General features: G+C 72.2%; 25 protein-coding genes. 10 read left to right on the top strand and 15 right to left on the bottom strand.

Annotated features, from left to right (window positions below):
- Nucleotides 1-5: 5 nt before the first annotated feature.
- Nucleotides 6-1,481 (top strand): precorrin-2 C(20)-methyltransferase, encoded by a 1,476-nt coding sequence (locus tag ABD292_RS15060; RefSeq protein WP_344207810.1) that lies wholly within the window; start codon nucleotides 6-8, stop codon nucleotides 1,479-1,481.
- Here ABD292_RS15060 and ABD292_RS15055 read toward each other — a convergent pair.
- Genes ABD292_RS15055 through ABD292_RS15040 form a run of 4 tightly spaced genes read right to left on the bottom strand, consistent with a single transcriptional unit; the run spans nucleotide 1,472 to nucleotide 4,582 of the window.
- Nucleotides 1,472-2,236: a cobalt-precorrin-6A reductase gene (locus ABD292_RS15055; RefSeq protein ID WP_344207809.1), complete on the bottom strand. Its 765-nt coding sequence runs from the start codon at nucleotides 2,234-2,236 to the stop codon at nucleotides 1,472-1,474. The genes ABD292_RS15060 and ABD292_RS15055 overlap by 10 nt on opposite strands.
- Nucleotides 2,221-2,991: a precorrin-4 C(11)-methyltransferase gene (gene cobM / locus ABD292_RS15050; RefSeq protein ID WP_344207808.1), complete on the bottom strand. Its 771-nt coding sequence runs from the start codon at nucleotides 2,989-2,991 to the stop codon at nucleotides 2,221-2,223. The genes ABD292_RS15055 and cobM overlap by 16 nt, the downstream gene beginning before the upstream one ends.
- Nucleotides 2,988-4,196, bottom strand: coding sequence for a precorrin-6y C5,15-methyltransferase (decarboxylating) subunit CbiE (cbiE, locus tag ABD292_RS15045; RefSeq protein WP_344207807.1), 1,209 nt, complete (start codon nucleotides 4,194-4,196; stop codon nucleotides 2,988-2,990). The genes cobM and cbiE overlap by 4 nt, the downstream gene beginning before the upstream one ends.
- The gene (locus tag ABD292_RS15040; RefSeq protein WP_344207806.1) at nucleotides 4,193-4,582 is read right to left on the bottom strand and encodes a pyridoxamine 5'-phosphate oxidase family protein; all 390 of its coding nucleotides are present in this window, start codon (nucleotides 4,580-4,582) and stop codon (nucleotides 4,193-4,195) included. The genes cbiE and ABD292_RS15040 overlap by 4 nt, the downstream gene beginning before the upstream one ends.
- A 63-nt stretch (nucleotides 4,583-4,645) precedes the next feature.
- On the opposite strand from ABD292_RS15040, the gene cobF reads away from it, so the two are divergent.
- Nucleotides 4,646-5,434: a precorrin-6A synthase (deacetylating) gene (cobF, locus tag ABD292_RS15035; protein WP_344207805.1), complete on the top strand. Its 789-nt coding sequence runs from the start codon at nucleotides 4,646-4,648 to the stop codon at nucleotides 5,432-5,434.
- Here the strand turns inward: cobF and ABD292_RS15030 are convergent.
- From ABD292_RS15030 to ABD292_RS15010, 5 genes are all read right to left on the bottom strand, one after another.
- Nucleotides 5,397-6,374 (bottom strand): ABC transporter substrate-binding protein, encoded by a 978-nt coding sequence (locus ABD292_RS15030; protein ID WP_344207804.1) that lies wholly within the window; start codon nucleotides 6,372-6,374, stop codon nucleotides 5,397-5,399. The two genes, cobF and ABD292_RS15030, sit on opposite strands and share 38 nt — an antisense overlap.
- A gap of 20 nt (nucleotides 6,375-6,394) precedes the next feature.
- A complete protein-coding gene (locus ABD292_RS15025) occupies nucleotides 6,395-7,156 on the bottom strand; it encodes an amino acid ABC transporter ATP-binding protein (protein WP_344207803.1) in 762 nt (253 codons plus the stop codon).
- The gene (locus ABD292_RS15020) at nucleotides 7,153-8,019 is read right to left on the bottom strand and encodes an amino acid ABC transporter permease (RefSeq protein ID WP_344207802.1); all 867 of its coding nucleotides are present in this window, start codon (nucleotides 8,017-8,019) and stop codon (nucleotides 7,153-7,155) included. Before ABD292_RS15020 ends, ABD292_RS15025 begins: the two co-directional genes overlap by 4 nt.
- A complete protein-coding gene (locus ABD292_RS15015) occupies nucleotides 8,016-8,765 on the bottom strand; it encodes a GNAT family N-acetyltransferase (RefSeq protein ID WP_344207801.1) in 750 nt (249 codons plus the stop codon). Before ABD292_RS15015 ends, ABD292_RS15020 begins: the two co-directional genes overlap by 4 nt.
- Before the next feature lie 214 nt (nucleotides 8,766-8,979).
- Nucleotides 8,980-9,741 carry a hypothetical protein gene (locus ABD292_RS15010; protein WP_344207800.1) on the bottom strand — a complete coding sequence of 254 codons (762 nt, stop codon included), beginning with the start codon at nucleotides 9,739-9,741 and terminating at the stop codon, nucleotides 8,980-8,982.
- Nucleotides 9,742-10,000: 259 nt separating this feature from the next.
- Between ABD292_RS15010 and ABD292_RS15005 the strand changes: the two genes are divergently transcribed.
- Complete coding sequence (locus tag ABD292_RS15005) at nucleotides 10,001-10,282, top strand: hypothetical protein (protein WP_344207799.1); 282 nt, start codon at nucleotides 10,001-10,003, stop codon at nucleotides 10,280-10,282.
- Between the two features lie 181 nt (nucleotides 10,283-10,463).
- Nucleotides 10,464-10,781, top strand: coding sequence for a hypothetical protein (locus ABD292_RS15000; protein ID WP_344207798.1), 318 nt, complete (start codon nucleotides 10,464-10,466; stop codon nucleotides 10,779-10,781).
- A 143-nt stretch (nucleotides 10,782-10,924) separates the two neighbouring features.
- Here ABD292_RS15000 and ABD292_RS14995 read toward each other — a convergent pair whose 3' ends face one another.
- The gene (locus ABD292_RS14995; RefSeq protein WP_344207797.1) at nucleotides 10,925-11,527 is read right to left on the bottom strand and encodes a hypothetical protein; all 603 of its coding nucleotides are present in this window, start codon (nucleotides 11,525-11,527) and stop codon (nucleotides 10,925-10,927) included.
- 221 nt (nucleotides 11,528-11,748) lie between these two features.
- On the opposite strand from ABD292_RS14995, the gene ABD292_RS14990 reads away from it, so the two are divergent.
- Together ABD292_RS14990 and ABD292_RS14985 are read left to right on the top strand one after the other, a co-directional pair.
- A complete protein-coding gene (locus ABD292_RS14990; protein WP_344207796.1) occupies nucleotides 11,749-12,702 on the top strand; it encodes a carbohydrate ABC transporter permease in 954 nt (317 codons plus the stop codon).
- A 10-nt stretch (nucleotides 12,703-12,712) separates the two neighbouring features.
- Nucleotides 12,713-13,594 carry a carbohydrate ABC transporter permease gene (locus tag ABD292_RS14985; RefSeq protein WP_344207795.1) on the top strand — a complete coding sequence of 294 codons (882 nt, stop codon included), beginning with the start codon at nucleotides 12,713-12,715 and terminating at the stop codon, nucleotides 13,592-13,594.
- Nucleotides 13,595-13,633: 39 nt separating this feature from the next.
- On the opposite strand, the gene ABD292_RS14980 is transcribed toward ABD292_RS14985, so the two are convergent.
- Nucleotides 13,634-15,022 (bottom strand): DUF4832 domain-containing protein, encoded by a 1,389-nt coding sequence (locus ABD292_RS14980; protein ID WP_344207794.1) that lies wholly within the window; start codon nucleotides 15,020-15,022, stop codon nucleotides 13,634-13,636.
- A gap of 146 nt (nucleotides 15,023-15,168) precedes the next feature.
- Between ABD292_RS14980 and ABD292_RS14975 the strand changes: the two genes are divergently transcribed.
- The 3 genes from ABD292_RS14975 to ABD292_RS14965 are packed head-to-tail and all read left to right on the top strand — an operon-like array spanning nucleotide 15,169 to nucleotide 19,259.
- Complete coding sequence (locus ABD292_RS14975) at nucleotides 15,169-16,536, top strand: ABC transporter substrate-binding protein (RefSeq protein WP_344207793.1); 1,368 nt, start codon at nucleotides 15,169-15,171, stop codon at nucleotides 16,534-16,536.
- A 31-nt stretch (nucleotides 16,537-16,567) separates the two neighbouring features.
- Nucleotides 16,568-18,061 carry a glycoside hydrolase family 36 protein gene (locus ABD292_RS14970; RefSeq protein ID WP_344207792.1) on the top strand — a complete coding sequence of 498 codons (1,494 nt, stop codon included), beginning with the start codon at nucleotides 16,568-16,570 and terminating at the stop codon, nucleotides 18,059-18,061.
- Between the two features lie 49 nt (nucleotides 18,062-18,110).
- On the top strand, nucleotides 18,111-19,259 hold the full coding sequence (locus tag ABD292_RS14965) for an ROK family transcriptional regulator (RefSeq protein WP_344207791.1): 1,149 nt from the start codon (nucleotides 18,111-18,113) through the stop codon (nucleotides 19,257-19,259).
- Between the two features lie 142 nt (nucleotides 19,260-19,401).
- Here ABD292_RS14965 and ABD292_RS14960 read toward each other — a convergent pair whose 3' ends face one another.
- Nucleotides 19,402-19,944, bottom strand: a complete 543-nt coding sequence (locus ABD292_RS14960) for a dihydrofolate reductase family protein (protein WP_344207790.1) — start codon at nucleotides 19,942-19,944, stop codon at nucleotides 19,402-19,404.
- A 118-nt stretch (nucleotides 19,945-20,062) separates the two neighbouring features.
- Complete coding sequence (locus ABD292_RS14955) at nucleotides 20,063-20,653, bottom strand: TetR/AcrR family transcriptional regulator (RefSeq protein ID WP_344207789.1); 591 nt, start codon at nucleotides 20,651-20,653, stop codon at nucleotides 20,063-20,065.
- A gap of 78 nt (nucleotides 20,654-20,731) precedes the next feature.
- Here ABD292_RS14955 and ABD292_RS14950 point away from each other — a divergent pair, with 78 nt between their 5' ends.
- On the top strand, nucleotides 20,732-21,757 hold the full coding sequence (locus tag ABD292_RS14950; RefSeq protein WP_344207788.1) for a Rossmann-fold NAD(P)-binding domain-containing protein: 1,026 nt from the start codon (nucleotides 20,732-20,734) through the stop codon (nucleotides 21,755-21,757).
- 65 nt (nucleotides 21,758-21,822) lie between these two features.
- On the opposite strand, the gene ABD292_RS14945 is transcribed toward ABD292_RS14950, so the two are convergent.
- Together ABD292_RS14945 and ABD292_RS14940 are read right to left on the bottom strand one after the other, a co-directional pair.
- A complete protein-coding gene (locus tag ABD292_RS14945) occupies nucleotides 21,823-23,268 on the bottom strand; it encodes an FAD/NAD(P)-binding protein (protein ID WP_344207787.1) in 1,446 nt (481 codons plus the stop codon).
- A gap of 32 nt (nucleotides 23,269-23,300) precedes the next feature.
- Entirely contained in the window at nucleotides 23,301-24,635 is a 1,335-nt protein-coding gene (locus ABD292_RS14940) for a lanthionine synthetase LanC family protein (RefSeq protein ID WP_344207786.1), read from the bottom strand.
- Nucleotides 24,636-24,640: the final 5 nt, after the last annotated feature.

Genomic DNA, 24,640 nt, shown 5'->3' with positions numbered 1-24,640 from the left:
CGACGTTGACAGGACGCCTGTACGGGGTCGGCCTCGGTCCCGGTGACCCCGAGCTGGTCACGGTCAAGACGGCCCGGCTGATCGGCGAGGCCGACGTGATCGCCTACCACGCCGCCCGGCACGGCCGCAGCATCGCCCGTTCGATCGCGCTGCCGTACATGCGGGAGGGTCAGGTCGAGGAGCTGCTGCTCTACCCGCTGACCACGGAGACCACCGACCACCCCGGCGGCTACCAGGGCGCGCTCGACGACTTCTACGCCGACTGCGCCGAGCGGCTGGCCGCGCACCTGGACGCGGGCCGGACGGTGGTGGTGCTGGCCGAAGGCGACCCGCTGTTCTACGGCTCCTACATGCACCTGCACAAACGCCTCGCCCACCGCTACCCCACCGAGGTGGTGCCCGGCGTCACCTCGGTCAGCGCCGCCTCCGCCGTGCTCGGGCGTCCGCTGGTGGAGCGGGACGAGGTGCTGACCGTGCTGCCGGGCACGTTGCCCGCCCCCGTGCTGGCCGAGCGGCTGCGCGACACCGACTCCGCCGCCGTGCTCAAGCTGGGCCGCACCTTCGGCAAGGTCCGCGACGCGCTGGCCGAGGCGGGACGGCTCGACGACGCCTGGTACGTCGAGCGCGCCACCATGGGCGCCGAGCGGGTCGCGCCGCTCAAGGACGTGGACCCGGCCGACGTCCCGTACTTCTCGCTGGCCCTGCTCGCGAGCCCGGCCGAGCGCACGTTCGTCCCGGAACGTCCGGCGGCGGAGGGGCGGGGCGAGGTGGTCGTGGTCGGGCTGGGCCCGGCCGGGCGGCCGTGGCTGACGCCGGAGGCGCAGGAGGCGCTGGCCGCCGCGACCGACCTCGTCGGCTACGGCCCGTACGTGGACCGCGTGGCCCCCAACCCGCGCCAGCGCCGCCACCGCACGGACAACCGGGTCGAGGCGGAGCGGGCCAGGCACGCGCTGGAGCTGGCCCGCGACGGGGCCCGCGTGGCGGTCGTGTCGTCCGGCGATCCTGGCGTGTTCGCCATGGCCAGCGCGGTGCTCGAAGCCGCCGCCGACTTCCCCGGCGTGCCGGTGCGGGTCGTCCCCGGGCTGACCGCCGCGCAGGCGGTGGCCGCCAGGGCGGGCGCGCCGCTCGGCCACGACTACTGCGTGCTGTCGCTGTCCGACCTGCTCAAGCCGTGGGAGGTGGTGGCCGACCGGCTGAGCGCCGCCGCGCGGGCCGACCTGGTGCTCGCGATCTACAACCCGGCCTCGCGCAGCCGTACGTGGCAGCTCGGCGCCGCCCGTGACCTGCTGCTGGAGCACCGGACGCCGGACACCCCCGTGGTGATCGGCAGGGACGTCGGCGGTCCGGAGGAGAGCGTCACCGTCACCACGCTCGGCGAGCTGGACCCCGGCCAGGTGGACATGCGCTGCCTGCTGATCGTCGGCTCCTCCACGACCCGCGTCAACGGCGGCGTCGTCTACACCCCGCGCCGCTACCCCTGAACCCAGGCCACCGCCGCCGCCACGCTGTCCACCGTACGGACGCCCGGGGGCGGCGGCGGCCGGTCCACCATGATCACCGGCAGTCCGGCCTCGCGGGCCGCGACGAGCTTGGCCGTGGTCATCCGGCCGCCGCTGTCCTTGGTCACCAGCACGTCCAGGCGGTGCTCGCGGATGAGGGCGCGCTCGCCCTCCACGGTGTACGGTCCCCGGTCGAGCAGGACGTACGCGTTCGCGGGGACCGGCGGCTCGGGCGGGTCCACCGATCTGGCCAGCAGCCACACGCCCGGCAGCGGCGCGAAGACCGGCAGGCTGCGGCGGCCGGTGGTGAGAAAGACCCGCACCTCGCCCGGCGCGGCGGCCCCGGCCCTCCAGTCGCGGCTGACCAGCAGGTCGGCCGCCGCAGGCAACGAGCCGACCCGCAGCCAGTCGTCGCCCGGCCCTTCGCGCCAGCCCGGACGGCGCAGCGCCAGCAGCGGCACGCCGCTCGCCGCCGAGGCCGCCGCCGCCGAGGCCGTCATCCGCTCGGCGAACGGGTGCGTGGCGTCCACCAGCACGTCGATCCGTTCCCGCGTCAGCCAGGCGGCCAGCCCCTCCGCACCGCCGAACCCGCCCTCGCGCACCTCGCCCACCGGCAGGCGCGGGTTGCTGACCCGCCCGGCCAGCGACGACACGACGCGCAGCGCGGGATCGGCGGCCAGCTCGGCGGCCAGCGCGCGAGCCTCGGCGGTGCCGCCCAGAATCAGGACCCGCCGCACGCGCCATCCCTGGCCGGCCTGTCCCTCGCCGCGCTGTAGAGGTGGCTGCCGGGGAACTGTGTCGCCGCCAGCACCCGCCCCACGACGATCACCGCCGTCCGCCGGATCCCGGCCTCGTGGACCTGCCCGGCGATGTCGGCCAGCGTCCCGCGCAGGATCACCTCGTCGGCCCGGCTAGCCCGTGCCACGACCGCCACCGGGCAGTCCTCCCCGTAGGTCGGCACCAGCTCGGCCACCACCTCGTCGATCCGCTGCACGGCCAGGTGCAGCACCATCGTGGCGCGGCTCGCGCCGAGAGTGCCGAGGTCCTCGCCGTCCGGCATGGGCGTGGCGCGGGCGGAGGTACGCGTGAGGATGACCGTCTGCCCGACGCCGGGCACGGTCAGCTCGCGGCCGAGCGAGGCCGCCGCCGCCGCGAACGCCGGAACCCCCGGCACCACCTCGTACGGCACCCCGAGCGCGTCCAGCCTGCGCATCTGCTCGGCCACGGCGCTGAACACCGAAGGGTCGCCCGAGTGCAGCCGCGTCACGTCGAGCCCGTCGCGGTGCGCGGCGGCCAGCTCGGCGATGATCTCGTCGAGCGTCAGATCGGCCGTGTCCACCAGCCTCGCCCCCGGCGGGCAGGCGTCGAGCAGCTCCCGTGGCACCAGCGACCCGGCGTACAGGCAGACCGGCGACGACTCCAGCCGCCGCAGGCCGCGCAGCGTGATCAGGTCGGCGGCGCCGGGACCGGCTCCGACGAAGTACACGGTCACGGTGAGTCCTTCCTTGTGATCGACCACACGGTCACCGGCATGGCCGCTCGCCAGCCGGTGAACCCGCCCACCGGCGCGGCCCGCTGGACGCCGAGCCGCACCAGGTCGCCGCCGAGCCTGCCGTACCAGTGCGCGAGCACGGCCTCGGACTCCAGGGTGACGGCGTTGACGACCAGCCGGCCGCCGGGCCGCAGCGCCGACCAGCACCGTTCCAGCAAACCGGGCGCGGTCGCGCCGCCGCCGACGAACACCGCGTCCGGCGCGGGCAGCCCGTCCAGCGCCCCGGGCGCCCTGCCCTCCACGACGCGCAGCGACGGCACGCCCAGCCGCTCGGCGTTGCGGCGTACGGCGGCGGCCCGGTCGGGCCTGCTCTCGATCGCGACGGCCGCGCACGACGGGTGGCTGCGCATCCATTCGACGGCGATGCTGCCCGCGCCCGCGCCGACGTCCCACAGCAGCTCGCCCGGCATCGGGGCCAGGCGGGACAGGCTGACGGCGCGGACCTCCCGTTTGGTGAGCTGCCCGTCGTGCTCGTACGCGCCGTCCGGCAGCCCGGGCACCCTGCTCAGCGGCTCCGCGTCCGGGGCCGGGGCGCACTCGACGGCGATCACGTGCAGCGGGGACACCTCGGCGGCCCTCCAGCCCTCCGCCGTGCCCCGCAGCTCGGACTCCTGCCGCGCGCCCAGGTCCGACAGCACCGTCATCGGGCTGGGGCCGTACCCGTGGGCGACGAGCAGTTCCGCGACCACGGACGGGGAGTCGGGCCGCGCGCCGAGCACGACGACCCGGCGGCCGGGCGCGAGCGCGGCGGCGAGGGCCGCGGGCGGGCGGCCGACCAGGCTGACGACCTCCACCCGCTCGACCGGCCAGCCGAGCCGGGCGCAGGCCAGCGACAGGGACGACACGTGCGGCAGCACCCGTACGCGCTCCGCCCCGAGCAGCCGCACCAGCGTCGAGCCGATGCCGTGGAACATGGGGTCGCCGCTGGCCAGCACGCACACCTCGCGGCCGGCGTACCGGTCGAGGAGCGCGGGCAGTGCGGGCAGCAGCGGGGACGGCCAGGCCACCCGTTCGGCCTCCGAGCCGGGGACGAGGTCGAGCTGCCGTGGGCCGCCCATGAGCACGCCGGCCGCCTCCACCGCCCGCCGTGAGGCCGGAGCCAGCCCGTCCCAGCCGTCGGCGCCGATCCCGACGACCGTGATCACACGTTGCCCAGCACGCGCGTCACCTGGATCTCCACGACCACCCGCGACGGGTTGACCCGGGGCGGCTTGTACCGGGCGGCGTAGCGGCGCTCCGCCTCGGCCACCTGCTCAGGCTCGGTCCGCACGACGGCCAGCCCCTCCAGCGTCGACCAGCGGCGGCCGTCCACCTGGCACAGCGCGACCGGCGCGCCCGCCGGGCCGATCAGCCTGGCCTTGTACGAGGTGCCCGAGGTGATCACCCTGGCGATCCCGGCGGCCAGGTCCAGCGTCGCGCCCACCGGCACGACGTGCGGCGGACGGCCGTCGGGGCGGGCGGTGGCGAGCGTGCACAGGTGCCGCTCCTGCCAGAAGGCGGCGAAGGCGTCGCCCTGCTCAGCCAGGTTCACGATTCTCCTCTACGCGATGTGCGCTGGATATCGTATATCTGCCCATCTGGCAGACTTTGCCGGATGAAGCGGCTCCTCGTCATCGGGATCGGCGCGGGCGACCCCGACCATCTCACCCTCCAGGCGGTCAAGGCCATCGCCGCCACGGACGTGTTCTTCGTCGTCGACAAGGGCGAGGTCAAGCACGAGCTGGTCCAGCTCCGCCTCGACCTCATCGCCGAGCACGGCCGGAAGCCGTACCGGATCGCCGAGGCCCGCGACCCGGAGCGCGACCGCGACTCCCCCGCCTACACCGCCGCCGTCGAGGACTGGCGCTCGCGCCGCGCGCTCGCCTGCGAGGCGCTCATCCGCGACGAGCTGGCCGACGGCGAGACCGGCGCGTTCCTGGTGTGGGGCGACCCGGCCGTCTACGACAGCACGCTCGCCATCCTCGACGAGATCCTCCAGCGCGGGAACGTCACCTTCGACGTCGAGGTCGTCCCCGGCATCAGCAGCGTGGCCGCGCTCACCGCCCGCCACCGCGTCGGCCTCACCCAGGTCGGCCGGCCCACCCACCTCACCACTGGCCGCCGCCTGGCCGAGCACGGCCCCACCGCCGACGACGTGGTGGTCATGCTCGACGCCCACTGCTCGTTCGCGGGGCTCGACGACTTCCACATCTACTGGGGCGCCTACCTCGGCACGCCGGACGAGATCCTGGTGTCGGGGCCGGTGTCCGAGGTCGGCGACCGCATCCGCGAGCTGCGCGCCGAGGCCCGCGCCCGCAAGGGCTGGATCATGGACACCTACCTGCTGCGCCGCACGCCGGGGCCGTTCACGAAGCCGGCTGGCGGGGCAGGCCGGGCGGGTTGATCCGCGACTCCGGGACGGCCTCGTTGGCCAGCCCCCACCGCTCCAGCACCTGCTGGTACGTGCCGTTCCGGATGACGGTGTTCAGCGCCTCGTTCAGCGGCTGCACCAGGCCGTTGCCCTTCTTGGTCATGGCGGCGATGAGTCCCTGCAGGTCCGGCCCCGCCCCCGAGAACGTGCCCACGATGCGCGAGCCGCCGCTGACGGCGATGTTGTAGGCGATGTTCGGGTTGGGGCCGAAGTACGCCTGCACGCGGCCCGACTTCAGGGCGAGCAGCACGTCGCCGTACCTCTCGTAGTAGAGGATCTCGACCGGCTCGCGGCCGGCGGCGCGGTTCTGCTTGTCCCAGTCGAGCAGGATCTTCTCCTGGTTGGTGCCGGCGCCGACCGACACGCGCAGCCCGGCGATGTCGGCGGGCCCCTTGATCGCCTTGACGGGGCTGTTGTCGGGCACCTGCCAGGCGAGCTGGTCGATGCGGTAGGTGGCGAAGTCGTAGGTGTCCTTGCGTTCCTCGGTGACGGTGACGTTGCTGAAGACGGCCTCGTACTTGCTGGACTTGGCGGCCAGGAACAGGTTCTCCCAGGAGCTGGACTGCGGGGTGAACTCCAGGCCCAGCACGTCGGCGACGAGCTGGGCGAGGTCGGTCTCGTCGCCGATGAGGGTGGTGTCGTCGGTGGCCGGGGACACCAGCGGGGGCGCGCCGCCGGCGCTGAAGCCGACGGTGAGCTTGCCGTCGGCGGCGATCTCCTTCGGCACCTTGGCGGCGATGGCCGCGACCTTCGCGGTCCGCACCCGGTTCTGCTCCGGGCTCAGGTTGATCTTCTTGCCGGCGACCACGGGGGCGGAGGAGGCCGGCGCGTCGAGTGCCGGTTCGGCGCCGCAGGCGGCGAGGACGGCGAGGACGGAGGCGGCGAGGAGGAGGGGCAGGGGCGATGCGCGCATGTCTGTCGTCCTTGGGGGTGTCAGAGGACCTTGGCGAGGAAGGCGCGGGTGCGCTCGTGCACGGGGGCGTCGAGGACCTGGGCGGGCGGGCCGAGCTCGACGACGCGGCCGGCGTCCATGAACGCCACCGCGTCGGCCGCCTCGCGGGCGAACCCGATCTCGTGGGTGACCACGATCATGGTGGTGCCGGCGCGGGCGAGGTCCCTGATGACGTCGAGCACCTCGCCCACCAGCTCGGGGTCGAGCGCGGAGGTCGGCTCGTCGAACAGCAGCAGCTTGGGTTCGAGGGCGAGCGCGCGGGCGATGGCGACGCGCTGCTGCTGCCCGCCCGACAGGGTGCGCGGGTAGGCGTCGGCCTTGCCGGCCAGGCCGACGCGGGCCAGCAGCCGCTCGGCCAGCGGCTCGACCTCGGCGCGCGGCCTGCGCTGGGCCGACAGGGGCGCCTCGGTGACGTTCTGCCGGACCGTGAGGTGCGGGAACAGGTTGAAGGACTGGAAGACGAAGCCGATCTGGGTGCGCTGGCGCAGCACCTCGCGTTCGGGCAGCTCGTGCAGGCGGTCGCCGGCCTGCCGGTAGCCGAGCAGCCGCCCGTCCACCCGCACCGAGCCGCGGTCGACCTTCTCCAGGTGGTTGATCACGCGCAGCAGGGTGGACTTGCCGGACCCGGACGGTCCCAGGACGACCAGCACCTGGCCGTGGGCCACGTCGAGGTCCACGCCGCGCAGCACGTGCAGCGGGCCGAAGCTCTTGTGTACGCCGCGCAGCTCGACCATCGCGTTCATGCGCGCCCCTTGCCGTAGTGCCGTTCCACGTAGTGCTGGACGATCGACAGGGCGGTGGTCAGGACCAGGTACCAGACGGCCGCGACCAGCAGCAGCGCCATCACCCGGCCGTTGCGGTTGTAGATCACCTGGACCTGGTAGAACAGCTCGGGCAGCGCCATGATGTAGACGACCGAGGTGCCCTTGACCAGGCCGATGATCTCGTTGCCGGCGTTGGGGACGATCGTCCGCATGGCCTGCGGCAGGATGATCCGGAACAGCCGCCGCGCCGGGGGCAGTCCGAGGGCGGCGGCCGCCTCCCGCTGCCCGTGGTCCACCGACAGCAGCCCGCCGCGGACGATCTCGGCGGCGTAGGCGGCCTGGTGCAGCGCCAGCCCGAGCACCGCCGCCGTAAGCGGCCCGATCAGGTCCATGGTGCCGAAGTCGAAGAACGCCGGGCCGAACGGCACCCCGACCGACAGCCGCGGATAGAGCAGCGCCAGGTTGTACCAGAACAGCAGTTGCAGGATCAGCGGCACCGACCGGAACAGCCACACGTAGCCGAAGGCCACCGACGACAGCAGCCGGTTGGGCGACAGGCGCATCAGCGCCAGCACGGTGCCGAGGGCGAAGCCGAGCCCGATGCCGAGCGCGGTCAGCTCCAGCGTGAGCAGCACCGAGCGCACCACCGACGGCGCGAACAAATACTGTCCGACCACCTCCCACTCCCAGGCGGGGTTGGTGATCAGGGCGCTGGCGGCCATGGCCAGCACTACGAGCACGCCGGCCGCGGCCAGCCAGCGCAGCGGGCGGCGGGCGGTCACCACCTCCAGCGGCCGGTCCGCCTCCTGCTGGACGGGGGCCTGGACCTCGGGCAACGTCATGAGCCGCCCCCGTTCCGGCCGCGTGCGGGAACCCGTACGGTGCGGAACTCTGTGGTGCGGCGCAGGCGGAAGCCGAGCCGCTCGTACAGGCCGATCGCGTGCGTGTTGGCGGCGGAGGCGTGCAGGAACGGCGTCTCGCCGCGATCGCGGATGCCCGCGGCGACCGCGAGCACCAGCCGGGTCGCCAGCCCCCGTCCCTGGTGGGCGGGATCGGTGCAGACGGCGCTGATCTCGGTCCAGCCCGGCGGGTGCAGCCGCTCCCCCGCCATGGCCACCAGCGCGCCGCCGTGCCGGATGCCGAGGTAGACGCCGAGCTCGACGGTACGCGGCCGGAACGGGCCCGGCCTGGTCCGCGCGACGAGGTCGAGCATCTCGGGCACGTCCGCCGCCCCCAGCCGTACCACATCGGGGTCGTGCTTCCCCGCGACGTGCTCGCCGGTGAGCTGGACGCCGGGAATGCTCGCCGCCTCCTCCCAGCCCGGCGGCGGCGCCGGCGCCGCGCCGGTCAGCGGCACGTCGCCGCCCTCGCCCGCCAGCGCCGCCGCGTCCTGCCAGTCGGCGGGGCCCGGGTCGTGCGGCATCGACAGGAACGGGGCCACGTCGAGGGGGTAGCGCAGCACCCGGCCGCGCCGCTCCGCGAGGTGCGCGTGCGCCCCGAGCAGCGAGGCCCGCACCGGGTCGTCCAGCGGGTCGAAGCCGGCGACCGGCAGGGGCGGGATCGATAAGGGACGGGACTCCACATGCATGAGCCGGGGCCTTTCTCACGTCCGTCAGCCGCCCCCAGCTCAACACAGCCCGCCTAAAACCGTCAAGTCCTACTTGTTTAGTTGGTTTTGAGGTGGCGGTGATCAGCCCGACCAGCTCGCCCCTTGATGCCGAGCGAGACGCGGTCGAGCGCGAGCACGTCACCGCAGAGGCGGGTGACCTCGATCCCTACAGTCCTGAGGCCAGGCAGTTCTGTCAGGCGTTCGGGTCAGTGAAACAGACCATGTCCTCGCCGCCGGACACCAGGACCATCCAGTACATGCGATTGTCGTACTGATTCTTCTTGCAGTAGCCGACGTGGGCGTCCGGCGGAGCCCGGTAGACGTCCGAGACGACCACGATCCGGTTGTAGGGCTTGGGCACGCGGTCGGCGTTGCAGCCCACGGCGGTCGACAGGCCGACAGACAGGCTTTGGTCCCCGGAATCAATCGCGAGTACGCAGTAATTCTTCACCCAGATCCGCCTGAGACAGAGTGTCGTGGTCTGTTTCGACATGGCGGAGTAGTAGCGCCAAGAGTCCTCGGCGCGGCCGTTGGGACAGATCAGGCCGCTGCCTCCGGTTCGGGTGACATAGAAGAGGCCGGCATAGTTGCCGCGGCAGGAGACCGATTCGGGTGGCTTCGACTGACTCCAGTCGTCGCCGTAGCCGGTGCGGTAGACAGGCAGGCAATCGCCCGCGCTGACGGATCGGAACGCGTCCTCGGTGGGGTCGGGTTCCGGTTCTTCCGCTTTGGGGTTCTGCTCGGATCCGCTGTCCTGCTTGCTGTTGCCCGAGCCGCTGTCCTGCTTGTTGTTGTCCGAGTTGCCGTCCACCTCGATCGGGACCTCGATGGTGATCCCGGGCTCGTCGCCGTCGGACCTGCCGCTAGGTTCGGCGCTCGATGTGATCTTGTCATGAGAGGTGCTCGGCTGGTGGGACGCCGTGTCTCTGTTCTTGCGGTCGCAACCGACCAGCATTACCGGAATAAGCAGCCATATCAGCGATGCACGGCATATCCGGCGAAATCCACATTTCATATGGGCCACCCCGTGTCACGAGAGAGCTGCGGTGACGCGAGTTTGGCACAGAGCGCCGCGCGGTACAGCGGGTTCCGGAAGGCACGTCCCCCCATGTCACAGTTTCGGCATCGCACTTCTAGTCGGCCTGTTGGGTGTGTCCAGTTTTCGGCTTTTCCAAGATTCCGGTGGTGACGGATAGTCGCGCGAGGAGTATCCGTTGAGAAGGGCGAAGTCGGCGCGCCCGCACATCTGTCGCGTTCATCGCCGCGCCAGTCCCAGGACCAGCACGGCGCCGACGACCAGCCGGGCACGCCGGCCCTCTGGACGCGCAGCACAACGTGGGCGTCCGGACGGCGGCCCCGGGCTGCCGCTCACCGACTGGAGCACGGTCGGCGGGGGCCTGCGCATCCCGCACTTCGTCGGCCTGCACGGGCTGCAGGTCATGCTGGTCGTGGCGCTGATGCTCGGGCTCCTGGAGCCGGGTCACCCGGCTGCATGACGAGCGGACGCGGGCGGGGCTGGTGGTCGTGGCGGCGGCGGGCTGGGCGGTGCTCGCCGCGCGCGGTTCGCCGGGTGGCCCGGTCCATAGATCTTGATCTCGCCAGAGCTCCCATCGCCGGGCATGTCCTCTTCACCGGCTCCGGCCGAAAAGAGGGCACCCTCAAACTACGATCGGTCACATGACTGCACCCCAGCATCGCGCGCAACTCGCCGATCGCGTTCAACGCCTCGAAGCGACCGCCTTCAGGCTCGGCGCCGAGCTGGGAGACCTCAAGACCGCGATAGAACAACTGCCCATCACGATCCGGCAGGAGTTCGTCGAGTACACCGAGCCCGTCTTCGGGGAGATCATGGCCGGCAAGGCTTCGCCGGCCACCAAGGAGAACCTCGACCAGCTTGAGCACCGTCTGAAAGACCTGATCGAAACCCAGTTTGCGCAGATCGACGCCAAGGTCGACCGACTTCTGGCGGCTCTGTCGCAGCCGCCCTCAAGCTGACCGACCAGATTAGCCGCCGACCGCCGGCCGCCGGCCGCCGGCCGCCGGCAGCAGGCCTGCGGGCGCGCGGGCCGGCGACGAGAGCCGACCACAGCTGCGGAAGGCCCTCGTCGCGTCTCCGGCCCGGCCGATCGTCGTCAGCGTCAGGGCGTGACGCCCCGCCGCGTCGTACGCCGCAGCGCGCCCGTCTCCCCCGCCGCCCCCACGGACCACAGCCGGGCCGACATCCAGACGACCCCGACGGCCGCCACGACCAGCCCGCCCAGATACAGCGGCACGGGCACCAGGTTCCGCAGCGACCCGGGCAGCATCCCCGCGACGTACAGCACCACCCCCACGACGGGCATCGTCCCGCTCCTGACGGCGGCCACCCCGAAGACCACCACACCGATCACCAGCACCGCGGACGTGACCAGGAACGCCGTCCCGGTCATGCCGGTCAGCAGCGCGGCCACCGTCCCCGCGCCCAGGTACGGGAACACGTAGTGCAGGATGTACTCGACCGCGAACGCCCCGGCCAGCCCGGCCGAGTTGAGCACGTACCCGACGAGCCCCAGCGCCCCGGCCCGGTGCCGGATGACCAGGTAGATCCCGGTGACGGCGAGCAGCCCCGTCAGCGCCCCGAACGGCGCGATGGCGTGCGTGAAGTCCGTCTCCGCGACCAGCCCGCCCCTGCGCGCCGCGTTGACCACGATCAACAGCCCTGACACGAACCCCGCGACCGCGGCGACCCGATGAAGTCCCATCGCGACGAGCCCTTCTCTTGGTGTTGGTGCTCGCCATGATGCGCCCGCCCGGCACCCGCCCGAAGAGCGCGCCGGGAGACGTAAGCACCCCGAAAGAACCCCACTCCGCCGCTGCGCCCGTAAATATGATGAGCCCTTGACAAACTATCGCTAGATCGCATCATTATTATCCAGACCGGCCGCACGGAACGCCGGCCAGTGGCAGTCGACAGGGAGCGTCCATGCAAGCGGTGGGGACACGACTCGATGCCGGGACCGGCCAGCGCCAAGGGCTTCTCGGCCGGCATGGCCGCTCCCCGCGGCGACCACGGGACGACCGCCGTGCCGCGTGGCTGTTCCTGCTGCCGGTGATCGTCGGTTTCGCGGTCTTCTACGCCTATCCGACGGCCCGCGGCATCTGGTACTCGTTCACCGACTACAGCCTGCTCGCCGACCCCGAGTACGTCGGCGCCGACAACTACCGCCAGCTCGTCAGCGACGGCCAGTTCTGGAACGCCCTCAAGGTCACGGGCTACTACGTCGTCGTGAACATCGCCTCACAGACGCTGCTCGCGCTCGGCCTGGCCGCCCTGATGCACCGATTGACCCGGTCGGTCGTGCTGCGCGCCACGCTCCTGGTGCCCTGGCTGGTGCCGAACGTCACCATCGGCCTGCTGTGGGCCTGGCTACTGGACCCCGACCTCGGGTTCGTCAACCATCTCATCGGCCTGACCGGCCTCGACACGACTCTGTCCTTCAACGCGCCGGACTGGGCGATGCCCCTGGTGGCCCTGGTCAACACCTGGACCTTCACGGGCTACACGGCACTGCTGCTCTACGCGGGGATGCTGCAGATCCCGCCCCACCTGTACGAGGGCGCGGCGATGGACGGCGCGGGCGAATGGCGCATGTTCCGTTCGATCACGCTGCCGCTCCTGCGGCCGATCCTGGCCCTGGTGCTGGTGGTGTCGCTGATCGGCTCGTTCCAGATCTTCGACACGGTCGCGGTGGTGTACGGCGGCAAGGCGCCGATCCCGGAGACCCGGGTCATCTACTACTACATCTACCAGCGGGCCTTCACCTACTTCGACATGGGATACGCCTCCGCCCTGGCGATGGTCCTCGTGGTCATCCTCGGCGTGCTGACGACCCTGCAGTTGCGGATGCTGCGCGCGTCGCGTTCGGACCTGGGCTAAGGAGCTTCGGATGTTCTCCGGCATGAAGATCGGCAGGAGGGCCGCCTGGCTCGCCCTCCTCGTCGCGGTCGTGCTCACCGTCTTCCCCTTCTACTGGATGGTCCGCACCGCCCTGACCCCGGCGGGCGACCTCTACACCGACTCGATCGGGCTGTGGCCCGACCACCCCACCCTGATCAACTTCGCGCGGGTGCTGGGGCTGGTCGACGCCGGGACGGCCAGAGCCGCGGGCGGATCGGGCGCGCAGCTGAACTTCCTGCTGTACACGATGAACTCGCTCATCTACAGCGGCCTGATCGCCGTCGTGCAGACCTTCTGCTGCGCCATGGCCGGCTATGCCTTCGCGCGGCTGCGCTTCCCTGGCAGGGACGTGGCCTTCGCCGTCATCGTCGCCGCGCTCATGGTGCCGCCGATCTTCACGATCCTGCCCAACTTCGTGCTGGTCAAGCAGCTGGACCTGCTCAACACCATCCCGGGGCTGGTCCTGCCCGGCCTGCTGATGACGCCGTTCGCGGTGTTCTTCCTGCGGCAGTTCTTCCTGTCCATCCCCCGGGACGTGGAGGAGGCCGCGACGCTGGAGGGCATCGGCCGGTGGGGGATGTTCTGGAGGATCGTGCTGCCCATGAGCCGCGGCCCGCTGATCACCATCGGGCTCACGACGGTCGTGTGGAGCTGGAAGGACTACCTGTGGCCGCTGCTGGTGGGCAAGGGCGAGGCCACCCGGGTGCTCACCGTCGGGCTGGGCGTGTTCCTCCAGCAGTCGCCGAACCGGGGGCCCGACTGGACCGGCATCATGGCCGGGTCGGTGCTGTCCGTCATCCCGGTCCTCATCCTGCTGGTCTTCCTGGGCAAACGGCTGGTCCAGTCGATGAACTTCTCCGGCATCAAGTGACGGAGCGGGGTGCGGCCGGAGCCGCACCCCTTTTCGTGGTCAGGAGACGTTGATCCGCCCGAGGGTCAGCCAGCCGGGAACGGTCGTGTCCTGGTCGGCGTTGGCGAAGCGCAGCGGCACCCCGTTCCGCAACGGGTTGGCGGCCCGCAGGACCAGCGTGTGGTCGCCCTTCGGCAGCCCGAGCGGCAGGGACGCGGTGAGCTCGGCGGGCTCGCCGGGCATGACCCGGGTCAGCTTCCATGACGTCGTCCAGGTCCGGGCGATCCGCCCGTCCCGACCGGCCGCGGCCACCTGGACGGGCCAGTCGTAGGGGAACGGGGCGACGCCGTCGTTGCTGATCCGTACGGCGAGGTCGAGGCCGCGCCCCCGCTGCTCGGTCCGCACCGCCGTGACCCTCAGCTCGTAGCCCAGCGACTTCGCGCCCTTCAGCGCCTGGTCGTAGGCGGCGCCGGTGTATCCGGGGCTGAAGGCGTGGTGGTTCAGCAGCCAGGTGGCGTGCGTCTGGGCGACGCTCGCCCCGAAGTCCTTGTCCCCGTCGCCGGGGCAGTCCACAGGCGTGTTGAACAGGCAGCCCTGCAGTTCGGGCCGCAGCTCGCCGCCGTTGGGGTTGGTGCGCCACTTGTCGGTGGTGCCGGCCTGCCGCATCAGGTCCATGAAGTGCCAGCCGGGGCCCGGCAGGGTGGAGTACGCGAAGGAGTCGTCGTGATAGCCCAGGTCGTGCGCCTTGTTGTCGGCACCGGGGTAGCGGACCATGAGCCGGGTCCGGTCGAAGGCGTCGTCGTAGGCGTTCAGCACCCTGAGCTGCTCGGCCTGGGAGGCGAACCAGTTCTCCGTGCCGGGGTCGCCGTTGTGGGGCCAGGTGTGCCATTCGCCCCAGAAGCCCAGCAGGCCGAGCTGGACGAACCCGATCCGCGGGTCGCCGTCGTAGCGGCGGCCGAGCGCGGCGATGAACCGGTCGAGCGCGGCGGCCAGGTTCGGGTCGTCGTAGTCGGGCGACACGCTCTGCCCGTCGTTGCCGAAGTCGTCGTACGGCCGGGTCAGCAGGCCCTGGTCGAGCAGGAACCGTGGGACGCCGCTGGGCTTGCCCGGATAGTCCAGGTAGAAGCGGAACGCCGCCTGGTGGCCCCGGCCGGCGATCGCGTCCAGTTGCTCGTCGAGCGCCCGCCAGTCGAAGCGGTGCGCGCCGGTCATCACCGCGTTCAGCGGCAGGTAGAACCACTCCATCGAGTGCGGGAACGTCGTGTAGGCGCCGGCGTAGGGGATGAAGCCCTTCAGCGGGTTGGCGTTCGCGGCCTGCCCTGCCGCCAGGCTCCGCCAGCCCGGTCCGGCGGCCGAGGCCGGGGTCGGGGCGGGCAGCGCCGTGACGGTCGCGGCCAGGAGGGCGGCGAGCGCCATCCGGGCGGGCCGGCCGGTCGGGGTGTGGACCATCGAAGCCTCCACAGGATGATCGCCAAGGCAATTATGAGTCGGCCTTGACAAATATTCGATGAGCCACATCATTATTCGAGAGAGCCACCAAGGCAAGAGGCAACTTCTGGGCCCTCGGCCCCACCCCCCAGGAAGAGGCACCTCCCATGATCAACAAGAAGCTGGCAGGAGCGGCGCTGTGCGCGCTGCTGGCGGGTACCACGCTCACCGCCTGCGGCGGTTCGGAGACCGGCGGGCAGGCGGGCGGCGACGGGGGCGGCCAGGTCACCCTCGACTACTGGCTGTGGGACGACAACCAGCTGGCCTCCTACCAGGCCTGCGCCGACGCCTTCCAGAAGGCGAACCCGAACATCACCATCAAGATCACCCAGACGGCCTGGGCGCAGTACTGGCAGAACCTGACCACGCAGCTGGCCGCCGGCGAGGCCCCCGACGTGTGGACCAACCAGGTGTCGTACTACCCGCAGTTCGTCTCCAGCCGGCAGATCCTCGACATCCAGCCCTACGTCGAGGCCGACAAGGTCGACCTGACCCAGTACCAGGACGGCCTCGCCGACCTGTGGACCAAGGACGGCCGGCGCTACGGCCTGCCCAAGGACTGGGACACCGAGGCGATCGTCTACAACGCCGACCTGCTCGCCAAGGCCGGCGTCAAGCCCGAGGAACTGACCGACCTGACCTGGAACCCCACCGACGGCGGCACCTTCGAGCAGGTCATCGCCAAGCTCACCGTCGACGACAAGGGCCGCAACGGCCTGGACCCGGACTTCGACAAGAACCACGTCGCCGTCCACGGATACCAGCCGGAATGGAACGACGGCTCCCAGGGCCAGAACGGCTGGGGCGAACTGGCCGCCGCCAACGGCTTCACCTACCTCGACAAGAACCCCTGGGGCACCCGGTACAAGTACGACGACCCCAAGCTGATCGAGACCATCGGCTGGTACAAGGCGATGACCGACAAGGGGTACGCGCCCCGCTTCGACAAGCAGTCGACGCTCGGCATCGACGCCGTGATGAACTCCGGCAAGGCCGCGCTCACGATCGCCGGCTCCTGGACCATCAACACGTACATGGGTGACGGCGCCCAGCACAAGTTCGCGCTCGCGCCGCTGCCCGTCGGCCCGGCCGGGACCCGCAAGAGCGCCATCAACGGCCTCTCGGACGCCATCTGGGCGGGCACCGAGCACAAGGACGCCGCGTGGAAGTGGGTGAAGTACCTCGGCTCGGCCGCCTGCCAGGACGTGGTGGCCGCCGACGCCGTCGTGTTCCCCGCGATCAAGACCTCGGCGGAGAAGGCGCTGGCCGCCCACCAGGCCAAGGGCCGTGACGTGCAGGTGTACGTGGACTACACCAAGACCCCGGGCGGCACGTTCCTGCTGCCGATCACCGACCACGGCACCGAGATCAGCCAGATCGTCCAGGACGCCCTGCAGGCGGTCATCCTCGGCCAGATCGAGCCCGCCGAGGCGCTGAAGAAGGCCAACCAGCAGGTCAACGCCCTGTTCGCCTGACGTTTCACCATCTGCTGCTCGAAGGAGAACCATGCCCCTGCTCGTCGACCTGGCCGGTCGTGAATTCGCGATCGAGCTCACCGGTTCCGAGCCCCCCACGCCCGTCGCCGGCGGTCTCGTCCTGCCGTCCGGGCGGGTCGCGATCCTGCACGGTCTCGCCGACGCCCTGTTCTACCGGCATGGCCAGAACTCCTGGAGCCCGTGCGGGTGGCGCCGCCTCAGCGAGCCCCCGTTGCGGATCGCCGACCCGCGGCGGCGGCTGACCGCGGACGACACGATCTGGGACGATCCCGCCCGCCACCACTCCTCGGCCGTGGCCGCGCTGCAGGGCGACGACGGGCAGGTGCTGCTGCTGGGCTCGCTCGGGCTGGGCACCCCCCGCCTGTCCGCCGACCTCGACACCCTGGCCGGCTGGTACGAGGACGACGGCGCCCCCTGGTTCCTGGCCTACGGCCCCGAACAGGAGGTCTTCGCCCGCTACACCGACCAGCTCGCGGCGCGGCTCGGCAGCAGCGACCGGCAGGCCGGCAACGTCTGGTGCACCTGGTACGCCTACTACGAGGGCGTCAGCGAGCAGGTGCTGAACAAGGATCTCGCCGCGCTGGCGGGCCTGCCGTACGACGTGGCCCAGATCGACGACGGCTGGGAGGTGGCCGTCGGGGACTGGGAGCCCAACGACAAGTTCCCCTCCGGCATGCGCGCCCTGACCGACCGCATCGCCGCCGCCGGGATGAGGGCGGGCCTGTGGCTGGCCCCGTTCATCGTGCTGCCCACGTCGCGGACCGCCCGCGAGCACCCCGAGTTCCTGCTGCGCGACGGCGACGGGCAGCCGGTCGTCGCGGGACACAACTGGGGCACCTCCTACTGGGCCCTGGACCTCACCCACCCCGCCGTACAGGACCACCTCACCGAGCTGATCCACCGGGTCGTGCACGAGTGGGGCTTCACCTACCTCAAGCTCGACTTCGTCAACGCCGGAGCGGTCCCCGGTGTCCGGCACTCCGGCGCGCCCCGCGAGCAGGCCTACCGGGACGCGCTCGCCCTGATCCGGCGCGTCGCGGGCCCGGAGGTCTACCTGCTCGGCAGCGGCGCCCCGCTGCTGCCCTCGCTCGGCCTGGCCGACGGGCTGCGCAGCGGCCCCGACGTCGCCCCGCTGTGGACCAACTACGCCACCGACGACCCCTCGGACGCCATGGCCTACAACGCCCTGGTCAACACGCTGCACCGGCTGTGGCAGTCACCCCTGCTCCAGGTCGACCCGGACATCGTGTACTTCCGCAGCCGGCTCAACCTGCTCACCGAGACGCAGATGGGCTGGTTGCGGGACCTGGCCGCGATCTGCGGCTTCAAGGCGGTCTCCGACCCGCCCTCCTGGCTGAGCGCCGACGAGCTCGCGCACCTGACGGCCTACCTGGCCGAGCAGCCGGAGATCGTGCGTACGGGCCGCTACAGTTTCGTCATCGACGGCCGTACCGTGGACTTCGCCCCCGCGCTGGGGCCGGGGCAGCAGTATCCGATCTCCTGACAGGGCGCTAGAATTACGCTGAAACGAAGCATAATCGGGGGGTGCAGGGGTGCTGGAGGCGGCCGGGGCGGACGTCAGCAGACTGCGCGAGATCAACTCGCTCGGCATCCTGCGGGCGATGCGCGGCCAGCCACCCGTGACCGTCACCGAGCTCGCCCAGCGCACGGGCCTGTCCCGGCCCGGCACCGACGTCGTGGTCCGCGGGCTGGTCACCGACGGATGGGTGCAGGTCGTCGAGCCCGACGGCAGCAGCGTCGGCCGCCCCGCCCGCCGCTACCGCTTCAACGCCGGCGCCGGGCACGTGCTCGGCGTCGACGTCGGCGGCCACAAGATCCTCGTCCTGCTCGCCGACCTCGAAGGGCAGGTGCTGCACAGCCACCGGCTCCCGGTCGAGCCGGACGCCGACCCCGCGGCGCGGCTCCAGGCCCTCGACACCGCCATCACCCAGTGCCTGTCGGGCGCAGGGATGCGGCCCGATCAGATCTGGGCGGTCACGGTCGGCGTGACCGGCCCGGTCGACGCCACCGGCCGCACCACGCTGTTCACCCCGTTGCCCGGCTGGGCGAGCGTCTCGCCCGCCGAGCACCTGTCGGCCCGCTTCACCTGCCCGATCCTGGTCGAGAACGACTGCAAGCTCGCCGCCGTCGCCGAACGCTGGAAAGGCGCCGCCCAGGACGCCGACGACATCGTCTACCTGCTGGCGGGCATGCGCACCGGCGCGGGCCTCATCCTCGACGGCACTCTGCGGCGCGGCTACGGAGGAGCGGCCGGTGAGATCGGCGCGCTGAAGGCGGTCCGCTGGCTCGCGGCGCCCTCCCACATCGACAACTGCCCGGGGGTGCCCGAGGGCATCCACCCCAACGACAAGGCCGCCTGGGTCTTCGAACGCGCCCGCGAGGGCGACCGCCACGCCCGCCAGGCGCTGCGCCGCTACGTCAAGGACCTGGCCGTGGGCGCCGCGGCCCTCGTGCTGACGCTCGACCCGCAGGTCGTCATCCTCGGCGGCGGCTACTCCCGCTCCGCCGACCTTCTCATCGGGCCCTTCGAACGGGAGCTCAGCCGCCTCTGCCTGCGCGTCCCCGAGATCCGGGCCTCCGTCCTCGGCGCCGACAGCGTCGCGCTCGGCGCACTGCGCGTCGCCCTGGACCAGGTCGACGCACGAGTGTTCACCGACGGGCTGCCCACCCTCCACGCCTGAGCGGCTCACCCCCTCATCAGCGTCCGCGTCCCTGGCGGATCCCCGTCGCCTGAGGCGGCGCCGACACCGATGCGCCGGGAACCTGCAGCGTCCCGGTCCGGACGTCGTTCATCGGGGTCTTCCGTTCTGATCAGGGGGTGGGTCAGGCGGGCTGGTAGGTCAGGTCGAGCACGCCGGTGGTGAAGGTGGCCGACCGGGTGAGCTTCAGTGGCACGGGGGCGGTGCCTTCAGGGAACAAGCGCTTCCCGGTGCCGACCACGAGCGGGTGGATCAGCAGACGCAGCTCGTCCAGGAGCCCGGCGCGCAGGAGCGCGCGGACCAGGCTGATGCTGCCCGCCAGGGTGACGGTGCCGCCCGGCTGCCCCTTGAGCTCCTTCACCGCGGCGACGACGTCGCCCTCGACGAGGGCCGCGTTGCTCCATGCGACCGTCGTGAGGGTGGTGGAGGCGACGAGCTTGCGGATGCCGTTGATCGCTCCGGCCAGTTCCCCGGTCTGGTGCGGCCAGACGGCGGCGAACGCCTCGTAGGTGACGCGGCCCAGCAGCAGCGTGTCGGCCTCGGCGTACATCTGGCCGACCGCCGCGCTCATCTCCTCGTTCAGATAGGGGAAGTGCCAGGTCTCCGGCGCTTCCACGACCCCGTCCAGCGCGACGAACAGTCCAGCGGTGATCTTGCGGGCAGGCATGGGGGGCTCCTTCGACAGCCGGGCGGACGGCCTGGTGGCCGAACGAGCAGCAAGCTTGTCTTTTGCAACCATGCTTTGTCAACACAAGCACGCAACAGGATCTGCAGGCGCGTCAGTGTCAGCCCCGGGCTCCGGCGTCGATGCCGCCGAGGATCAGGTCGGTCAGCGCCGCGATGGCATCGGCGACGACCGCCCGCTCCCGGTTGAGCTCCGCGGCGATCGCCTCGGCTGCGCCCAGCGCGCCGACGCAGCGCAGCCGGAGGGCTTCCCGGGTGAGCCCGGAGTACGGCCGCAGGGCGGTGGCCATCAGGTCCGCGAAGCCGTCGAGCAACTCGCGCTCGACCGCCTCCATCTCCTGGTTGCCCTTCAGCGCGGCCGAGATGGCGGTCCACTCGGGCATGTCGGTGGCGCAGGCGAAGTAGGCGGCGCTCAGGACGCGGGCGATCTCGCGGGGGACGGCCGGGGCGTCGCGCAGGGCCTCCTCCAGGGCGGCCCGGTGCCGCTCGTCGAGCCGCCGGTAGAGCGCGATCAGCAGGCCGGGGCGGGTGCCGAAGTGGTCGTAGACGATCGGCCTGCTCACTCCGGCGGCCTCCGCCAGGCTGAGCAGCGTGAGGCTGTCGGTGCCGTGAGCGCGCACGATCGTCATGGCGGTGTCGAGCAGTTGCTCCCGTCTGGCCGGCCTGGACAGGCGCGTCGATCCCGTGGTCATCGTCCTCCCTTGCGTTACCTCCCATCGTAAGCTACAAAATGTAACTTACAGATTGTAGGTTAGGGAGAGGACACCACTGTGGAGCACTCCGTACTGATCATGGGCGGGTCCGGCGAGGTGGGCGCGGAGACCGCGGCCCTCCTGCGCCGGTGGCACCCGGAGCTGCCGTTGACGATCGCGGCCCGCGATCTCGGCCGCGCCCGGCGGGTCGCCGACGAGCTCGGCGGCGCGACCGCCGTGACCATCGACGTGCGCCGGGACGGCCTCGGCCTCCAGCCGACCGACGGCTACTCGGCGGTCGTGGCAGCGCTGTGGGACAGCCACCTGAACGGACTGCGTTACGCACAAGACCACGGCCTGCCGTACGTCAGCATCTCCAACGGCCTCAACGACATCGGACCCGAGGTCGCCGCCGCCGGACAGCGAGCCGGCGCGGCGCCGATCCTGCTGGCCGGCCACTGGTACGCGGGAACCGTCGTCCTCGCCACGCTCGCCCTCGCCAGGCAGTTCGACCGGCTCGACACCATCGAGGTCACCGGCGTGCTGGACGAACAGGACGGCGGCGGACCCGCGGCCGTGGCCGACGTCGCACGCCTGCTGGCCGCCGCTTCGGCGGCACCCGTCCGCCGCGACGGCGTCTTCGACTGGCTCAGCGGCCCCGACGCGCAGGTGGAGATCACCAGCATCGACGGCACCCTGCTACCCGGCCGGCTCGTCCCCATCCTCGACGTACCGAGCCTGGCCGTCGCGACCGGCGCGGCCAACGTCCGCGTCGCCTTCGCGATCGGCGAATCGGCAGGCAGGCGGCGCGGCGGACCCAGCTCCGCGGAGGTCAGAATCGACCTCGAAGGCGTGGATCGCACCGGCGCACCCCTCAGGACGAGCCACTACCTCCTCCACCCGCAGGGACAGCGCCCCCTGACAGCGCTCGGCGTCGCCCTCGGCGTCGAACGGCTGCTCGGCCTGCGCGGCGCCCCCGTGCAGCCCGGTCTCCACACCCCCGAGGCATTGATCGACCCCGGCTACGCGGCCGAACGGCTGGCGGAGATCGGCGCCACCTTCACCGACGCGCACGGCGGACCAGCGTCTCCCCCTCGGATGTAGGCGTCCCGTGAGCAGGGGAGGAAAAGGTCTCCGCGATCACCTCGGCTACGTCGTCCGGGCTCTGGTCAGGCCGCCGCGTGCACCAGGGCCTCGGAGACCTGGGACAGCACGGCCCGTGCCACCGCGTCGGCCCGGCGCAGCAGCGTCGCGAACCCACCGGCGGCGGTCAGGGAGCCCAGGGCGAAGCGGCGGTCGTGGACGGAGCCGTCTCCGGTGATCAGCCGGCCGTCGGGGAGGCGTACGTCCAGGAGGCCGGCCGCTTGACGGGCCTCGCCCCGGGCGTACAGGCCGGCGAGCAGCGGGTCGGCGCAGCCGTCCGGCCCGGACGGCAGCCGCCGCGCCTCGATGAGCGTCCGGGCCCGCGTCAGGCCGGGAACGGTGGGGCCGCTCGCCCGCCAGCCGTCCTCGTCCTGCTCGATGCGCGGCTCGGCCCCGATGAACGTGACGATCCCCGCCCTGGCCAGGGCGTGCAGCTCGGCCTGGCGGGCCAGGGACGGGCCGTCGGCCAGCAGGCCGAACAGGTCCTCGAACCACGGATCGCCGGCCATGCGGGGGCGCGCGTCCCGCAGCGCGCGGATCAGCGCCAGGTCGGGGCTGAAGGCGGGGTCGGCCCGCCGTTCGAGGTCGGCCGCGAGAAAGCCGTGCATCCACCGTTGCAGCCCGGCGAGGTCGCCGAAGCGCATGCCGCGCAGCGGGCGGGCGAGCCGGTCCAGGTGCAGCCGGTCGGCGAAGCGCGGCACGGACCTGGTCACCAGCGCGCGCATCTCCCTGCCGCCCGGTTCGGCGCGGACGAAGGCGGGCTCGAACGCCGCCCACGTCGTTCTCGTACGGGACGGGTGTGCGGTGAACAGCTCCCGGTAGTAGGCGTACGCCAGCTCCTTGGCCGTCGCCTGCCGCTCGTCGCCCTCGTACGGGAACCGCCGCGCCCGCGCCTCCCCGGCCGGCTCGTATCCGGGACGGGCGTGGTGCGGCACGCCGCGCCGCGAGCCCACGTACAGGAGGGGTTCGAAGCCGCCGGGCAGGTAGACCGGCTCGCCCTGGCGTCCCTGGGTGAAGCGGCCGCCGCGCCCGACGGTGAGCGGCGCCAGCAGGTCGGTGAACGCCCGTCCCGCGCCGCGCACGAGCACCGGCTCGCCCGCAGGGACGTTCTCCAGGTCGTGGCCGGGGCCGCCGGGCAGGTGGAGCAGCCCGTCCCGGGCGGCGACGTCATGCTCCCCTGACCCGGGGCGGCCGTGGGCCAGCACCACGGCGTCCGCCTCCAGGGTCAGGCCGCCCAGCAGGCGTACGAGCTGCCGGCCCGCCGACTCGGTGAGCCCGATCGCCCGGTCGCGATGGACGTGCACCTGGACGCCGTACGGCGTCTCGCACTCGGGCGCGGCGGGGTCCACCACGTGGACCTCGACCGTCCGCCCGCCGCCCGGCTGCGGGGCCCCGGCGCAGATCCTGTCCACGACGCACGTCCCGGCCGGTCCCGCGCCGATCACCACGATCCTGCCCACCGCGTGGTTCATGATCACGACGCTACCCGCCGCTCCCCTTATAGTCAACTATCCCTACTGGATATACATGGAAATGGAAGTGCGGGGAACGGATTGTCCGGCAGGAGCAGCACCCGGCGCGCCCGGTCCGGCTGCCCGGCCGCGTCCAGGTGCAGCAGGGCCGCCCCGATGCCGGCCGCGCCGACCATGTAGCCGGTGTCCGCGCTCACCTCGCCGGGCCGCACCCGGCGGTAGGCCTGGTACCAGCGGTAACCGCGTCCGTCGTGATCGTCGGCCCTGGCGACCAGGTCGGCCGCGAGGGTGCGGGCGAACTCCAGGCAGGAGGACCGCCCCGTGACCGCCCACAACCCCACGAACAGCTCCACCAGCCCGGCCGTGCCGCAGCACTGGCAGGCCGAGTTCCAGTAGCCCGGCGTACGGCGCGGCGGGGCGGAGCTGTCGACCACGCCGCGGGCCAGCCGCTCCACCCAGTCCAGGTCCTCGGGGTCGCCGGTCACCCGGTACAGCTCGTAGAACATCCTCGCCACCCCGGCCGCACCCGAGCAGAACCCCGCGTAGTACAGCTCCCCGGAGCGCGGCACGTGGTGCGGGACCAGCGCCCGGTCGCCGCCCGTCACGCTCACCTCGCGTACCAATCCGGCCCCGCTGCGGGCGGCGCGGAGGAATCGCTCGTCCCCGGTCACCCCGTACAGGCGGGCCATGAGGAAGGCGATCCCGGCCGAACCGGTCAGGAAACCGGGGGCGACCGCGTCGGAGGGCAGCCCGTCCAGGCCCCCGTGCCGGCGGCCGGGCACGGGCAGCCCCGCGATGCGCAGGCCCGCGCTGACGGCCGCCTCCTCGTACGCGGGCTCGCCGAACCGGGCGGCGGCGCGCAGCAGCCCCAGCACGATGCCCCCGTCGCCGAGCTGGGCAGGGTCGAACGTCCAGCCGAAGCCGTCCACCCGGGCGTGCCCGCTCGCGACGACCAGGTCGGCGATGGCCGCCGCCTCGGCGTCGAGCCGGTCGTCCCCGAGCGCCCAGCCGGCCTCCATCAGCGCGATCATCGTGCCGGTCAGCCCGTGGTGCAGCGTGAGGTCGTCCTCCCGCCGCCAGGTGGCCGCCAGCCAGTGCGCACCCTGCCGCGCGTCCTCCAGGTACGCCTCCTGCCCGGTGGCGGCGGCCAGCTCCAGGAAGAACAGCACCACCCCGGCCGCGCCCGAGTACAGGGACCGGGGCCGCGGCCGCAGCGCCGGCCTGCCGTGCCGGTCCGGGTTGGCCCGCCAGTGCCTGCCGTGCTCGTCGTCCACGGCGGCGGACCTGATCCAGCGCGCGGTCGAGATGGCGGCCGTCATGGGAGAGTGAGCACGGGCGCTCATGGGGCGGATCTCGTCCAAGCTCATGCCGG

It is taken from the genome of Nonomuraea bangladeshensis, assembly GCF_039529455.1.
GTDB lineage: Bacteria > Actinomycetota > Actinomycetes > Streptosporangiales > Streptosporangiaceae > Nonomuraea > Nonomuraea bangladeshensis.
This window is presented reverse-complemented; position numbering and strand designations above follow the sequence as displayed.

Bases quoted from the DNA above. Each gene is read 5' to 3' on its own strand.
- cobF (WP_344207805.1), top strand. From the start codon at position 4,646: ATGAAGCGGCTCCTCGTCATCGGGATCGGCGCGGGCGACCCCGACCAT.
- ABD292_RS15030 (WP_344207804.1), bottom strand. From the start codon at position 6,374: ATGCGCGCATCGCCCCTGCCCCTCCTCCTCGCCGCCTCCGTCCTCGCC.
- ABD292_RS15025 (WP_344207803.1), bottom strand. From the start codon at position 7,156: ATGAACGCGATGGTCGAGCTGCGCGGCGTACACAAGAGCTTCGGCCCG.
- ABD292_RS15020 (WP_344207802.1), bottom strand. From the start codon at position 8,019: ATGACGTTGCCCGAGGTCCAGGCCCCCGTCCAGCAGGAGGCGGACCGG.
- ABD292_RS15015 (WP_344207801.1), bottom strand. From the start codon at position 8,765: ATGCATGTGGAGTCCCGTCCCTTATCGATCCCGCCCCTGCCGGTCGCC.
- ABD292_RS15010 (WP_344207800.1), bottom strand. From the start codon at position 9,741: ATGCTGGTCGGTTGCGACCGCAAGAACAGAGACACGGCGTCCCACCAG.
- ABD292_RS15000 (WP_344207798.1), top strand. From the start codon at position 10,464: ATGACTGCACCCCAGCATCGCGCGCAACTCGCCGATCGCGTTCAACGC.
- ABD292_RS14995 (WP_344207797.1), bottom strand. From the start codon at position 11,527: ATGGGACTTCATCGGGTCGCCGCGGTCGCGGGGTTCGTGTCAGGGCTG.
- ABD292_RS14990 (WP_344207796.1), top strand. From the start codon at position 11,749: ATGCAAGCGGTGGGGACACGACTCGATGCCGGGACCGGCCAGCGCCAA.
- ABD292_RS14985 (WP_344207795.1), top strand. From the start codon at position 12,713: ATGTTCTCCGGCATGAAGATCGGCAGGAGGGCCGCCTGGCTCGCCCTC.
- ABD292_RS14980 (WP_344207794.1), bottom strand. From the start codon at position 15,022: ATGGTCCACACCCCGACCGGCCGGCCCGCCCGGATGGCGCTCGCCGCC.
- ABD292_RS14975 (WP_344207793.1), top strand. From the start codon at position 15,169: ATGATCAACAAGAAGCTGGCAGGAGCGGCGCTGTGCGCGCTGCTGGCG.
- ABD292_RS14970 (WP_344207792.1), top strand. From the start codon at position 16,568: ATGCCCCTGCTCGTCGACCTGGCCGGTCGTGAATTCGCGATCGAGCTC.
- ABD292_RS14960 (WP_344207790.1), bottom strand. From the start codon at position 19,944: ATGCCTGCCCGCAAGATCACCGCTGGACTGTTCGTCGCGCTGGACGGG.
- ABD292_RS14955 (WP_344207789.1), bottom strand. From the start codon at position 20,653: ATGACCACGGGATCGACGCGCCTGTCCAGGCCGGCCAGACGGGAGCAA.
- ABD292_RS14945 (WP_344207787.1), bottom strand. From the start codon at position 23,268: ATGAACCACGCGGTGGGCAGGATCGTGGTGATCGGCGCGGGACCGGCC.
- ABD292_RS14940 (WP_344207786.1), bottom strand. From the start codon at position 24,635: ATGAGCTTGGACGAGATCCGCCCCATGAGCGCCCGTGCTCACTCTCCC.